Genomic DNA, 13,428 nt, shown 5'->3' with positions numbered 1-13,428 from the left:
AGGGGTTGTCGTCAGGGACGGGCCCGACGGGCAACCGTCCCTGACGACTCGACGGCCGGTGCCGGCCAAGTTTCTAGCGGCCCACCTTGCGCAGCGGGTCGAATTCGCGAAGTTCCTGCGGTTGTTTGCCGGTGGTGATCTGCTCGGCCAGCAGCCGGCCGGTGACCGGTCCGTGCGCGAATCCCCACATGCCGTGCCCGCCGGCCACATAGACGCCCGGCCCGACCTCGCCGATCACCGGCCGGCCGTCCGGGGTGACCGGGCGGGCCCCCACCCAGAGGTCGCTGCGTTCCTCCCAGCGCACGCCGTCCAGCAACGGGCGCACCGAGGCGACGATCGCGTCCACGCGTTCGGGCCGGCCGGCTTCGTGCGGGCCGCGGAATTCCATGGTCCCTGCCACGCGCAGCTGCCCGCGGTACGGCGTGCAGGCCACCCGCGCGTCGGGCAGGTAGATAGGACCGGGGATCGGCCGGTCGACCGGCACGGTGAACGAGTAGCCGCGCCCGGCCCGCACCGGCACCCGCATCCGGCGGCCGGCCAGCCGCGACAGCAGCGCGCCGGTGGCCAGCACGACGACGTCCGCCTCGAGTGCGAGGCCTCTGCTCGGCAGCACCGCGACACCGGTGCGCGACGTGCCGATGCCGTCGATGTGCAGCCTGCGGGTGGTCGCACCCCGCTCGATCACCGAACGGCACAGCGCCTCGACGAACCGGCCCGGGTCGACGAAGCGCTGCCCGTTGACGTTGAGCCCGGCAGTGACCGCGTCCGCCGCCAGCGGCACCTGCTCGCGCAGTTCGGCTCCCGCCAGGGAAGTGACATCGATTGTCTGCCCGGCGTTTTCGAGTTCGCGTAGCTCGGTCAGCAGGTGCTGCGCCCGCGCGGCGGTGCGGAAGACCGCGGTCACCGGCGCGTCGGTGACCGGCACGTCGACGCCGTTGCCGACGAGCACCTCGAACGCCTCGATGCATTCTTCGTTCAGCGGCACGTTGGCCCGCAGGGCGCGCATCCGCGGCGCACGCCGGCAGTCGGCCGCGAACTGCAGCAAGAACTTCGCCAGCCTGGGATCCGGTCGGGTCGGAAGATGCAGCGGCGCAAGCGGATCGAGCAGCGATCGCAACCCGAGACGCAACACCGCAGGCGAGTTCAGCGGCACGATCAGGCCGGGCGCGATCCAGCCGGCGTTGCCACCCGAGGCACCGGCGCCGACGTAGCCTCCGTCGACCACCGTGACGTCGACCCCGCGCTCCTGCAGGAACCACGCCGTCGACAACCCGACGATGCCCGCACCGACGACGATCGCCGACCGCGGCCCGCCGTCGACCCGCTCGCTGTCGACCACCATGACACACCTCCGAATGTTCTGACCTGACAATTCCCATGGTGGTGGCGGTGGCGGCCGGCGGCTTGCCCGATCCGGACAACTGCGCTCCCGGCAGTTGTCGCGTCCCGACAACACACCGGCACAGTCAGTCCCGGTGCTGCAGGCCGGCGAGTGCGAACCGCGCGATTCCCAGCACCGACACCCCGGCGATAAATACCGCCACGCCGACCCCGAGCGCGGCCATCACCGCCTCGTCGACCGCGGTGGTGTTGGACGGGTGCACCGCCTGGCCGGCGTCGTCGACCCAAATATGTACGACGTCACCGGTTTTCGCGGTTCGGTTGGCGACGACGGCGCCACTGCGTTCGGCACCGCCGGCAGACCAGCGGGCCGGCACGGTGGCCAGCGGGCTGTCCAGGTCCCGGTGCCGCGGCGCCTCACCCACGACAGTCGCGATGACCTGGCGACGGTTCTGCGCCTGCTCGGCATAGAAGTCGGCGCGGACGTCGTAGACGCCGACGCCGGTGATCATCGCGGCCGACGCGGCCACCAGCACCAGCAGCAGGGCGAAAGGTGATCTCACAATTCCATGGTGGCGTCGGCCGGCCCGGCAAGCATTGCCGTGACGGGACAAATCGGGCTACCGGATTTGTCGGGCTGGGACAGCCTCAATCGGGGTCGGTCGCCGCCAGCTCGATCGTCATCGCCAACCGCTTGCGGGCGTCGTCCAGCTGCAGCGCGGTGATCTCGGCCATCTTCCGCAGCCGGTAACGCACCGTGTTCTCGTGGACGCCGAGTCGCTCACCCGCCCCGGCCGGGTCGCCCTGGGCCTCCAGCCACGCCCGCAGCGTGGCTACGTATTCGGTGCCGTGAGCGCGGTCGTGCGCCCGCAGCTCCACCACCGGGCCCCGCTCCGGCGACCGGCCCGCCCGCGCGGCGGTCCGCAGCCGTTGCAGCAGCACCTCGTCCCAGGACTCGTCGTACACCGGCGGCGCCGATCCCGGCGCTGCGGCCTCCTGCAGCGCCAGGCACTCGTCAGCCTCCTGACGGGCGGCGACCAGGTCGGCCGGCTCGGCCGGCGCGCTGATGCCGGCCGACACCACCGCGTCCGCGGGCAGCGCGGCCCGCAGCCCGCTGATCCAGCGCCGCGCGCCGTCGGCCTGTTCGCCGGGCAGCAGTGTGTAGATGGTGTTGCGGATCAACGCGCTTCGTCCCGGTCGCGACCAGCCGAACCCGGTGGTGGCACGGTCGAACGCCAGCAGCAGCGCGGCATCGCGGGACGCCCCGATCGTGGCGTGCAGCGCGATCACCCGGAGCGGGCCGGGCGGCAGTCCCAGCCTGCTCACCACCGTCGCGGCGTCGATGGTGCCCTCCAGCAACCGGATCACCAGATCGGATTCGACCTGGCGTTCCAGGTCCGCGCTGGCCCGGGAGCGCAACAGGTGCAGCGCCACGGTGTGGGCGCCCTCGGCCAGCGCGGTGCGCTGGGCACCGCTCAACGGAGCCGGGCAGGCCACCCACACCGAGCCCAGGATCTCCCGGCCGGAGCGGGCTGCCACGACCATCCGACCCACCAGTCCGTGTTCGGGTGCCGGGTCGATGAACAGCGGCTCGTCGCGGGCCGCGAGGTGCGCGAGCACACCCCGCGCCTCGAACAGTGCGCGCAGCTCGGCCGGCGCCTGCCGCTCCAGAATGGTGGCCACCCGGGCCGAATCGGCGTTGTGCCGCCGCGAATACGCCAGCACCCGCAGCAACGGATCTTCGATCGTCACCGCCGCGCCGGTCGCATCGGCCAGGCTGTCGGCCAACGCGAACAGGTCGGTGGGACCGCGCCCGGACTCGGTTTCGCGGCCCTCGAGCACCAGCCCATAGACCACGGCGGCGACCTCACTCCACGACACGGCTTGGTCGAGCACCAGCACCGCACCGGCCCAGCCGTCGTCAATGGGCTCGTCGAGGTCCCGGGTAAGCACGACGACGGCGTGCGCCGCGGCCGCCCATTGCATCGCTTCGGCCGACGAGGCCGCATCGATTGCCAGCAGCAGGTCGCCGAACCCGGGACTGGCCGGGCCCGCTTCGTGGATCACCACGCTGCGCAGCTCGGTGGAGCGCGGCACCGACGACCAGCGCAGCCGGACGCCGTAGCCACCCAGGACGTTGACCAGCCGGTCCAAGGTGATCATCGGACGCGCTCCCGCAGGTTCAGCCGTCTAGCTCGTCGTCCACGATCTCACGGTTGGCGCGGTTGCCGAGCGGGTTCTCCATCCGTTTCAGCAACGGCAACTGCGGCAGTTCCCAGCGCTTTGCCGGCAGATCGGTGACGTCGGTGAGCGAGCGCACCACCGCCTGGGTCAGGCCCATGATGGCGGCCATCACCGGCAGCAACGGCTGCAGGGGCTTGGCCGCGCTACGGACCGTGCTGATCCGGCGCGCCAGGATCAGGCGCTCGACCGCGTGATACACCCAGGCGCCCACGCCCAGGGCGAAGATCGCCAGCACCGAGGCCACGATGGTCCAGCCGAACGCAGCGCTCACCACCGCGCCCACCACCACCGTCGCCGCTGCCAGCACCGACAGCACGACTCGCAGCTCCAGCCGGGTCACGAGGACTGCCCCCGCACCGCCTGGGCGGCCGCCCTGATCTGCGGCGTCACCAGCATGACCTGGCCCAGCACGCCGTTGACGAAGCCCGGCGATTCGTCGGTGGACAGCTCCTTGGCCAGCTCGACGGCCTCGTCGACGGCGACCGGCTCGGGCACGTCCTCGGCGTACAGCAACTCCCACACCGCGACGCGCAGCACCGCACGATCCACGGCCGGCAACCGGTCCAGCGTCCAGGCCTGCAGGTGCGCGCTGATCAGCTCGTCGATGTGGGCGGCGTGCTCGGCGACACCGCGGGCCACCGCAATCGTGTACGGGTGCAGCTGGGCGACATCGGGGTTGGCCGCGGCCAGCTCGGTGCGAACGTCGACCATCTCGGCGGGGCTCAGGCCCCGCGCCTCGGCCTCGAACAGCAGGTCGACGGCGCGTTTACGCGCCTGGTGGCGCCCTTTGACCGGACGCGTCGATTTCGGCGCCGGTTTGTCCGGCTTGCGTTCCCCGTCCGGCATGCTCAGGCGTTGACCCGGCCCAGGTAACTGCCGTCGCGGGTGTCCACCTTCAGCTTGTCGCCGGCGTTGATGAACAGCGGCACCTGGATCTCCGCGCCCGTCTCGACGGTGGCGGGCTTGGTGCCCGCGCTGGACCGGTCGCCCTGCAGACCGGGCTCGGTGTGCGACACCACCATCTCGACCGAGACCGGCAGCTCGATGTACAGCGGGGCGCCGTTGTGGAACGCCACTTGCACCGGCAGGCCCTCCAGCAGGAACCGCGCGGCGTCGCCGACCAGCGACTCGGGCAGCGCGTGCTGTTCGTAGTCCTGGCTGTCCATGAACACGAAGTCCGAGCCGTCGCGGTACAGGTAGGTGGTGTCGCGGCGGTCGACGGTGGCGGTGTCAACCTTCACCCCGGCGTTGTAGGTCTTGTCGACGACCTTGCCGGACAGCACGTTCTTGAGCTTGGTGCGCACGAACGCGGGCCCCTTGCCGGGCTTGACGTGCTGGAACTCGGTGATGGTCCACAGCTGCCCGTCGATGACCAGGACAAGTCCGTTCTTGAAGTCAGCAGTGCTCGCCACGATGTTCTAGATCTCCGATCTGCTACGGGATGGTGACGGGTCTACGTGCCTTCTAGGCAGGGATCCCCAGGGCATGCCCATACCCACAGCAGCACCATCACGTTCTGCCGGTGGAGCGTAAACCTCTACCCGTGAGGGTGCGAGGAGGGTGGGCATCGGCCTGAGCTTACCCGCGTAAAAGGGCAACGCTAACCCGCCGAACTCACCCCCGACCTTCGATGAGAGACCTCGGGACCGGGTGATGACGCCGGCTACGCCAGCCCGGTCGCCCCGTTCAAGCCGAGCAACAACCCGCCGGCACCGCCGATTCCGCCAACACCGGGGCTGACGCCGAATATGTTGATACCTGCGTTGCCGCCGGCCCCGCCGTTGCCGATCAAATCGGCGTCGCCACCGTGGCCCCCGTCGCCGCCCACCGCTCCGCCGCCACCACCCCCGCCGGTCCCGCCATCACCGATCAACCCGGCCTTGCCGCCGGCACCGCCATTACCTCCGGCCTGGCCGCCGAATCCGCCGCCGCCGCCACTACCACCCCAGCCGGCCAGCATGCCCCCGGCCCCGCCGTTGCCGCCCGCACCGCCGGTAGCTGCGTCGGGGGCGAAGCCGCCGACCCCGCCGTCCCCTCCGTTACCGAACAGCAGGCCACCGGTGCCGCCGACACCCCCTGCTCCGCCGGCGACCCCGAACTGTCCGGTGAACCCTCCTGCGCCGCCGGCCCCGCCGGTGCCAGCGAAAATGCCGCCGCTACCGCCGGCGCCCCCGGCGCCGCCAGGACCTGAGGTCGCGCTCCCGCCGATGCCGCCAACGCCACCCGTGCCGAACAGCCCGGCCGAACCGCCGGCGCCGCCCGCCCCGGCAATGGCTATCGCGCTACCGCCGGCGCCCCCGGCGCCACCGATGCCGAACAGCCCGCCTGCCCCGCCTGCCCCTCCGTTGTGGCCCGGGGCACCCTGGCCGCCGGTCCCGCCGTTGCCGAACAGACCGGCAGACCCGCCCGCCCCACCGTTGCCGAGCAATCCGCCACCTGCTCCCCCGGCCCCGCCGTTGCCGAACAGGCCCCCGGCGCCACCGTTACCGCCGTTGAGATGGGTGCCGCCGCCGGAGCCACCGGCACCTCCGTTGCCGATCAATAATCCGCCTGGTGCGCCGTCCGCCCCGGTTCCCGGGGCGCCGCTGGCGCCGTCGCCGATCAGGGGGCGTCCAAGCAACAGATTGGTGGGCAAGTTGATGAACCCCAACAGATCTTGCTGCAGAGTCTGCAGAGAGGCCGCCCCCGCGGCTTCGGAGGTCGCATATTCACCCGCTCCGGAGTTCATCAACCAGGCAAACTGCTTGTTAAAGGCCGTTACCTGCGCGCTCATCGCCTGATACGCCTGCCCGTGCGCCCCGAATAGGGCGGCGACGGCTGCCGATACCTCATCGCAACCCGCGGGCAGCACTTGCGTCGTCGCGGTCGCCGCCGCCGCACCGGCACAATTGACTGTCGAACCGATACTCGCCACATCCGAGGCAGCAGCCGTGACGAATTCCGGGGCCGCAAACACAAACGACATCTCACACCTCCGACGACGCGGGTACTGAAACAATCTGTGATGGAGCGGTCGATAATCTGTCGTGAACAGACTCGGTTGTGATGAAGCGCAGGCATTGAGCGTATCGGGCAGCGGACAAGCCCTCCGAAGTTGCCAGGAACTTCCCAGGTTTCAGTCGCCGCTAAGCGTGCTCGGCGGTGTGTGCCCAGCTATCACGGCTTTACCTAGTGGGGCGGCCCAGATCTCAGAGCTGCAATGTAATCAGTTCCTTTGGGAACCGGGTGAGCAACTCCGGACCGGACGCGCCGTGACCTGCGTCGCGTGGCGCGTCCGCGGGAACCACCAGGGTGTCCTCGATGCGGACACCGCCGCGGCCGGGGAGGTAGACGCCGGGCTCCACCGTCACGACCGAACCCGCCAGCAGGGTTCCGGCGGACGTGGCCCCGATGCCCGGCGCTTCGTGGATCTGCAGGCCAACTCCATGCCCCAGTCCGTGGCCGAAGTTTTCCCCGTAGCCGGCGTCGGCGATCAGCTGGCGCGCCGCACCGTCCACGTCACGCAACTCGGCGCCCGGATGCAGCGCTTCGCGACCGGCGCGTTGCGCGTCGGCGACCAGCTGGTAGATCTCTAGCTGCCAGTCGGCCGCCTTTTCCAGGATGAAGGTACGGGTCATGTCGGAGTGGTAGCCGGCAACCAGGGCGCCGAAGTCGATCTTGACGAAATCACCCGCGGCCAGCACCGCGTCGGTGGGGCGGTGGTGCGGGATCGCCGAATTGGGCCCGGCGGCAACGATGGTCTCGAACGAGATCGCGTCGGCGCCGTGGTCGAGCATCAGGTTCTCCAGCTCGCGGCTCACCTCGCGCTCGGTGCGGCCCGGCCGCAGCCCGCCCCGCTCCACCAGATCGGCCAGCGCGGCGTCGGCCGCCTCGCACGCCAGGCGCAGCAACGCCAGCTCACCATCGTCCTTGACCTCCCGCAGCGCTTCGACCGTGCCCGATGCCCGGACCAATTCGGTCGCCCGCCCGTCAAGTTCGCCCGCCAGCGCGTCGAAGCCGTCGACGGTCACGACGTGACTCTCGAAGCCCAGTTTGGTCACGCCGTCCTGCCCGGCCCGGCCGGCCAGATAACGACCGACCGCGCGCTCGATGGCCACCTCCAGATCGGGTGCCTGCTGCGCTGCCTGGGTACGGTACCGGCCGTCGGTGGCCAGCACCGCCTCTCGGTCGTCGGCAAACACCAGCAACGCGCCGTTGGAGCCGCTGAAACCGGACAGATACCGCACATTGATCAGGTCGGTGACCAGCATCGCGTCTAGTCCGGCGGCACCGATCTTGGATTTGAGGTTGTGTCGACGCTGAGAATGTGTCACGACCCTTGACCGTACTCGCTACGCTGTTTGCCCATGAACAAGTGGATGGTGCGTGGATTGATTTTCGCAGTCGGAATGGTCGTGCTCCGACTGGTGCAGGGGGCGCTGATTAACGCCTGGCAGACGCAGTCCGCGCTGATCAGCATCGTGTTGCTGACCATCTTCATCATCTGTGCTGCGGTCTGGGGCACGTTCGACGGTCGCGCCGATGCCAAAGCCCACCCGGACCCGGACCGTCGCGACGACCTGGCCATGGTGTGGCTGCTGGGCGGACTGGTGGCCGGCGTGGTCAGTGGCCTGGTCGCGTGGATCATCGCGCTGTTCTATAAGGCGATCTACACCGGTGGGTTGCTCAACGAGCTGACGACGTTCGCGGCGTTCACCGCCCTGCTGGTCTTCCTGTTCGCGATCGTCGGTGTGTCGATCGGCCGGTGGCGGGTGGACCGCAACGCGCCCGCGCCCGAGAAGCGCGACGCCTCGCGCGGTGGCACCGACCGCGCCGATACCGACGTGTTCTCCGCGGTGCGCGCCGACGACAGCCCGACCGGGGAGATCCCGACGGCCGCAGCCACCGAGGAGCGCACCTCGCCGGTCGCCACGATGGAACGCGAGCAGGACTCGCGCACCGAGGTGATCCGCACCCACGACGATGACGCCAAGACCGAGGTCATCCGCACCCACGAGGACGACCCCAAGACCGAGGTCATCCGCACCGGCGACAGCGAAGCCAAAACCGAATTCATCCCCACCCACGACAGCGACGCGAAGACCGAGGTCATTCGCACCGACGCCGACCACACCAAGCCCACCGCCAAGCCGGATCTGCGCAAAGACTAGTTGCCATACCGGGATACTGCGCGGCCCATGGTCCGAGGACCTGTTGGGTCTTTATTTGGCGACCTACATCCGAGCCGCCAACTTCTACAGGGGCATGCGCTGTCCGATCAATGCTCAGGTCAATCTCTTGCCAGTTTCGCCAGCGTCCGCTTCGCTTGAAGGCGAACTTCGCTGTCTGGATCATCCAGGTACGGTTCGATCACTGACCGCAAGGAGGCTGGCAGGTGTTTGATCGCACGTAGCGACCGGAGTATGTAGGGGCGAACTGACGGATCATCCAGCTCGCTGACCGCCAAAGGAAGCGCGTCATCCGGGTCTGCCCGCAACAGCCACTCGATCAGCGGCGCTCGTCCGAAACTTAACGAACGATCCGTCGCGACTTGGCGCATGCGTACATAATCGGCGGGGGCAGCAATATACCTGAGCGCCGTACCAATGGTTGCCAAGATGATCGGTGGCGCCGGTGGCTGCAGATAGAAACTGTCGAATAACAGCGATACCGCCTCCGTGCCCATCGCATCGACCGTGGTCAACGCCCTATACAGTCCATCACGGAGATCATGTAACTCAGTGGGTTGAGTCAGCCCACTCTTGTTCTCTAGATTCTTCAACCAATCGATCAGTACAGGAATAAGGCTGGGGTAGCGTTCATTGGTGTTAATTAGGTCAGTGATGCTGCGGAATGGCAAATTCTTGCGCTTAGCCGCCTTAGTAATATCAGCATTGAGACGTTCGTGAGCGCGTTTCCATTGATGGGTCGGAGGCATTAGTTAAGCGCCATCCTCGCCATTCGCAACTTTTCGCTTACCGCCGATAACTGCATTAAGCCGACAACCTCGTGATATCAACCGTCATTCGATGAATTTCTTGCTCGGCCGCTTAGTCGCGAGTCCATGGGCGGGACAGCGCTGGGGCGCCTACGCGCCGGCCAGGTAGCGCAGCGCCAGCAGGTAGCCCTGAACACCCAGGCCCACGATCACTCCGGTGGCCACCGGGCTGAGGTACGAATGCCGCCGAAACTCTTCGCGCGCATGCACATTGGAGATGTGCACCTCGATCAGCGGGGCGCGCAGCTCGGCGCACGCGTCGCGCAGCGCCACCGAGGTGTGGGTGAGTCCGCCGGCGTTGAGTATCACCGGCTCCGCAGCGTCCGCGGCGCGGTGGATCCAATCCAGCAGCTCGGCTTCGCTGTCGCTTTGCCGTACAACGACTTTGACGCCCAGCTCGGCGGCCTCGCGCTCGATCAGGGCGACCAGTTCGTCGTGAGTGGTGCTGCCGTAGACGGCGGGCTCGCGCCGGCCGAGCCGGCCCAGGTTGGGCCCGTTGAGCACGTTGACGGTCACGGTCATGGCGCGCACAACCCGGCGTACGCGGTCACCAGCAGGCCCGGGTCGGGCCCCACCAGCCGGCCCGGTTTGGCCAGCCCGTCGAGAACCACAAAACGCAGCACCCCGGCGCGGGTCTTCTTGTCCCCGGCCATGAATTCGATCAGCTGCGGCAGCGCGTCGGCGTCGTAGCTGACCGGCAGACCCAGCGAAGTCAGGATGTCGCGGTGCCGGGCTGCGGTCTCGTCGTCGAGGCGGCCGGTCAGCCGGGCCAGTTCGGCGGCGAACACCAGGCCCACCGACACCGCCGCCCCGTGCCGCCACCGGTAGCGCTCCCGGCGTTCGATCGCGTGGGCCAAAGTGTGGCCGTAGTTCAGGATTTCGCGAAGTTCGGATTCCTTTTCGTCGGCGGCCACCACCTCGGCCTTGACCGCGATGGCACGGCGGACCAGCTCGGGCAGCACCTTGCCCTCGGGGTCCAGCGCTGCCTGCGGGTCGGCTTCGATGAGATCCAGGATCACCGGGTCGGCGATGAATCCAGCCTTCACCACCTCGGCCATGCCCGCGACGATCTCGTTGTGCGGCAACGTCTTCAGGGTGGATAAGTCGACCAGCACGGCCAGCGGCTGGTGAAAAGCGCCGACCAGGTTCTTGCCCGCCTCGGTGTTGATACCGGTCTTGCCCCCGACGGCGGCGTCGACCATGCCGAGCAGGGTGGTGGGCACGTGCACGATCGACACACCGCGCAGCCAGGTGGCCGCCGCAAACCCGGCGACGTCGGTGGCCGCCCCGCCACCCAGGCTGACCAGGGCGTCCTTGCGGCCGATTCCGATGCGGCCCAACACTTCCCAGATGAACCCGACCACCGGCAGTTCTTTGCCGGCTTCGGCGTCCGGGATTTCGATGCGGTGCGCGTCGATTCCGTTGTCGGCCAAGCGGATTCGCATCCGCTCGGCGGTGTCGGTCAGCACCGGCTGGTGCAGGATGGCGACCTTGTGGCGCCCGGCGAGCAGTTGCTGCAGCTCGTCGAGCAGCCCCGAGCCGATCACCACGGGGTATGGCGGGTCGACGGCCACCTCGATGGTGACCGGCGAACTGTTCTCTGTCATTTGGCGGCCTCTACTTGAGTCTGCAACCGGGACACGATGTAACGCACGACCGCGCCGGGGTTGCGCCGGTTGGTGTCGACCCGGATGGTCGCGACCCGGCGGTACAACGGGATGCGGGTGGCCATCAGCTCACGGAACTTCTCGGCACGGTCGGGCCCGGCCAGCAGCGGCCGCACCGTGCTGCCACCGGTGCGCCGCACGCCCTCGGCGGCGCTGATCTCCAGATAGACCACGGTGTGACCGGCCAGTGCGGCGCGCACCCCGGGGCTGGTGATCGCGCCGCCGCCCAGCGACAACACCCCGTCGTGGTCGGCCAGGGCCGCGCGGATCACCTCCTCCTCGATGCGACGGAACTCCTGCTCGCCGTCGGTGGCGAAGATGTCGGCGATGCTGCGCCCGGTCTTCTCCTCGATGGCGGCGTCGGTGTCCAGCATGCTCACCCCGAGCGCCTTGGCCAGCCGGCGCCCGATGGTCGACTTGCCGGAACCCGGCAAGCCCACGAGTACCGCTTTGGGAGCCATCCCGGCTAGCTCCCGGACGCCCGCGCGGCCGGCGCCTCCCGGTCGGCGACCGAACGCTGGTAGGCCTCGATGTTGCGGCGGGTCTCGGCCAGCGAGTCGCCGCCGAACTTCTCCAGCGCCGCCCGGGCCAGCACCAGAGCCACCATGGTCTCGACCACGACGCCGGCGGCCGGCACCGCGCACACGTCGGAGCGCTGGTGGATGGCCACCGCCTCGTCGCCGGTGGCCATGTCGACGGTGGCCAGCGCCCGCGGCACGGTGGAGATCGGCTTCATCGCCGCCCGGACTCGCAGCGGCTGGCCGTTGGTCATCCCGCCTTCCAGGCCACCGGCCCGGTTGGTGGAGCGCACCACACCGTCGGGCCCGGGATACATCTCGTCGTGGGCGCGGCTGCCGCGGCGGCGCGCGGTCTCGAACCCGTCGCCGATCTCGACACCCTTGATCGCCTGGATGCCCATCACCGCGGCGGCCAGTTGGCTGTCCAGCCGGTTGTCGCCGCTGGTGAAGGAACCCAGCCCGATCGGCAGGCCCAACGCGACGACCTCGACCACGCCGCCCAGGGTGTCGCCGTCCTTCTTGGCCGCCTCGATCTCGGCGATCATCGACTGTTCGGCCTGCTCGTCGAAGGCGCGGACCGGGCTGGCGTCGATCTTGGCGAGGTCCTCGGCCCGCGGCGGCGGACCGTCGTAAGGGGTGGAAGCCCCGATCGAGATGACGTGCGAGAGCACCTCGACGCCGAGTGCCTGCCGCAGGAACGCCCGCGCCACGGTTCCGGCCGCCACCCGGGCGGCGGTCTCGCGGGCGCTGGCCCGCTCCAGGACCGGGCGGGCGTCGTCGAAGCCGTACTTGAGCATGCCCGCGTAGTCGGCGTGTCCGGGCCGCGGCCGGGTCAGCGGTTCGTTGCGGGCGCTGTTCGCCAACTCGGCCGGGTCGACGGGGTCCGGCGCCATCACCGTTTCCCACTTGGGCCACTCGGTGTTGCCGATCTCGATGGCGATCGGACCGCCGAGCGTCACACCGTGCCGCACCCCGGACAGCATGGTGACCGCGTCGCGCTCGAACTTCATCCGGGCGCCGCGGCCGTAGCCCAGCCGGCGTCGGGCCAGCTCGTCGGCGATTTCGGTGGAGGTGACCTCGACGCCGGCGACCATGCCCTCGACCATGGCCACCAACGCCCGGCCATGGGATTCCCCGGCAGTTATCCAGCGCAACACCCGAACATCTTCCCATGAAGATTCTCCGCCCTTGACTCTGCGGCTGTGGCGAAGAAGTTCGAGTGGGCAGCGCCGTAGGCGCAGAGTCAACGCAGCAGAGTCAGCTGAGTGAGCGCGAGTGCCAGGCCGCTGGCCAGGCACATCGACGGGCCGTGCGGCACGCTGCGCGCGCGGGCGACCGCCGCGATCACCACCGTGCACAGCGGCGCGGCCAGCGCCGCCAGGAACCACACGTCGACGCCGAAGCAGCCGGTCAGCGCGCCCAGCCCGGTGGCCAGCTTGACGTCGCCGGCACCCATCGCCGCCGGCGCCACCAGATGCACCGCGAGATACAGCGTGGTCAGCGCCGCCGCACCGAGCAGCGCCGCCACCCCGCGCCCGGCCAGCCCGGCGCCTGCCAGGATCACCAACGCGCCGGGCAGCGTCAACAGGTTGGGCAGCCGGCGGTGGCGGATGTCACAGCCGCTCAACACCGCCAGCCAGGCCAGCACCACGACCACGCACGCGATCCGCATGCAGCGGCA

At 69.3% G+C, this 13,428-nt stretch carries 15 protein-coding genes; 1 reads left to right on the top strand and 14 read right to left on the bottom strand.

The window, feature by feature from the left end; translation table 11 throughout:
* Window positions 1–73: 73 nt before the first annotated feature.
* The 8 genes from MKCMC460_RS12520 to MKCMC460_RS12485 all read right to left on the bottom strand — a co-directional run bounded on the left by MKCMC460_RS12520 (window position 74) and on the right by MKCMC460_RS12485 (window position 7,898).
* Window positions 74–1,339: an NAD(P)/FAD-dependent oxidoreductase gene (locus tag MKCMC460_RS12520; RefSeq protein ID WP_370653170.1), complete on the bottom strand. Its 1,266-nt coding sequence runs from the start codon at window positions 1,337–1,339 to the stop codon at window positions 74–76.
* A gap of 127 nt (window positions 1,340–1,466) precedes the next feature.
* Window positions 1,467–1,904 (bottom strand): hypothetical protein, encoded by a 438-nt coding sequence (locus MKCMC460_RS12515; RefSeq protein ID WP_236976096.1) that lies wholly within the window; start codon window positions 1,902–1,904, stop codon window positions 1,467–1,469.
* 85 nt (window positions 1,905–1,989) lie between these two features.
* Window positions 1,990–3,504, bottom strand: a complete 1,515-nt coding sequence (locus tag MKCMC460_RS12510; protein ID WP_236976098.1) for a CdaR family transcriptional regulator — start codon at window positions 3,502–3,504, stop codon at window positions 1,990–1,992.
* A 19-nt stretch (window positions 3,505–3,523) separates the two neighbouring features.
* The gene (locus MKCMC460_RS12505; protein ID WP_236976099.1) at window positions 3,524–3,925 is read right to left on the bottom strand and encodes an antitermination protein NusB; all 402 of its coding nucleotides are present in this window, start codon (window positions 3,923–3,925) and stop codon (window positions 3,524–3,526) included.
* Complete coding sequence (gene nusB, locus MKCMC460_RS12500; RefSeq protein ID WP_236976100.1) at window positions 3,922–4,431, bottom strand: transcription antitermination factor NusB; 510 nt, start codon at window positions 4,429–4,431, stop codon at window positions 3,922–3,924. Before nusB ends, MKCMC460_RS12505 begins: the two co-directional genes overlap by 4 nt.
* A gap of 2 nt (window positions 4,432–4,433) precedes the next feature.
* Complete coding sequence (gene efp, locus MKCMC460_RS12495; protein WP_236976101.1) at window positions 4,434–4,997, bottom strand: elongation factor P; 564 nt, start codon at window positions 4,995–4,997, stop codon at window positions 4,434–4,436.
* A gap of 251 nt (window positions 4,998–5,248) precedes the next feature.
* Entirely contained in the window at window positions 5,249–6,550 is a 1,302-nt protein-coding gene (locus MKCMC460_RS12490) for a PE family protein (RefSeq protein WP_238305780.1), read from the bottom strand.
* Window positions 6,551–6,773: 223 nt separating this feature from the next.
* Window positions 6,774–7,898, bottom strand: coding sequence for a Xaa-Pro peptidase family protein (locus MKCMC460_RS12485; RefSeq protein WP_236976105.1), 1,125 nt, complete (start codon window positions 7,896–7,898; stop codon window positions 6,774–6,776).
* Between the two features lie 33 nt (window positions 7,899–7,931).
* On the opposite strand from MKCMC460_RS12485, the gene MKCMC460_RS12480 reads away from it, so the two are divergent.
* Entirely contained in the window at window positions 7,932–8,735 is an 804-nt protein-coding gene (locus tag MKCMC460_RS12480; RefSeq protein ID WP_236976107.1) for a B-4DMT family transporter, read from the top strand.
* Window positions 8,736–8,854: 119 nt separating this feature from the next.
* On the opposite strand, the gene MKCMC460_RS12475 is transcribed toward MKCMC460_RS12480, so the two are convergent.
* The 6 genes from MKCMC460_RS12475 to MKCMC460_RS12450 form a co-directional block, all read right to left on the bottom strand.
* A complete protein-coding gene (locus MKCMC460_RS12475; protein WP_236976109.1) occupies window positions 8,855–9,502 on the bottom strand; it encodes a hypothetical protein in 648 nt (215 codons plus the stop codon).
* Between the two features lie 150 nt (window positions 9,503–9,652).
* The gene (aroQ, locus tag MKCMC460_RS12470; RefSeq protein WP_236976111.1) at window positions 9,653–10,084 is read right to left on the bottom strand and encodes a type II 3-dehydroquinate dehydratase; all 432 of its coding nucleotides are present in this window, start codon (window positions 10,082–10,084) and stop codon (window positions 9,653–9,655) included.
* A complete protein-coding gene (aroB, locus tag MKCMC460_RS12465; RefSeq protein ID WP_236976113.1) occupies window positions 10,081–11,169 on the bottom strand; it encodes a 3-dehydroquinate synthase in 1,089 nt (362 codons plus the stop codon). The genes aroQ and aroB overlap by 4 nt, the downstream gene beginning before the upstream one ends.
* The gene (locus MKCMC460_RS12460) at window positions 11,166–11,690 is read right to left on the bottom strand and encodes a shikimate kinase (RefSeq protein WP_236976115.1); all 525 of its coding nucleotides are present in this window, start codon (window positions 11,688–11,690) and stop codon (window positions 11,166–11,168) included. Before MKCMC460_RS12460 ends, aroB begins: the two co-directional genes overlap by 4 nt.
* A gap of 5 nt (window positions 11,691–11,695) precedes the next feature.
* The gene (gene aroC, locus MKCMC460_RS12455) at window positions 11,696–12,904 is read right to left on the bottom strand and encodes a chorismate synthase (RefSeq protein WP_236976121.1); all 1,209 of its coding nucleotides are present in this window, start codon (window positions 12,902–12,904) and stop codon (window positions 11,696–11,698) included.
* An 86-nt stretch (window positions 12,905–12,990) separates the two neighbouring features.
* Entirely contained in the window at window positions 12,991–13,419 is a 429-nt protein-coding gene (locus tag MKCMC460_RS12450) for an A24 family peptidase (RefSeq protein WP_238305779.1), read from the bottom strand.
* Between the last annotated feature and the right edge of the window lie 9 nt (window positions 13,420–13,428).

Origin of the sequence: Mycobacterium sp. 20KCMC460, assembly GCF_022179425.1 — a bacterium.
GTDB classification, from domain to species: domain Bacteria; phylum Actinomycetota; class Actinomycetes; order Mycobacteriales; family Mycobacteriaceae; genus Mycobacterium; species Mycobacterium kiyosense.
The sequence above is the reverse complement of the archived record's forward strand: the minus strand, read 5'-3'. Positions and strand labels throughout refer to the sequence as shown.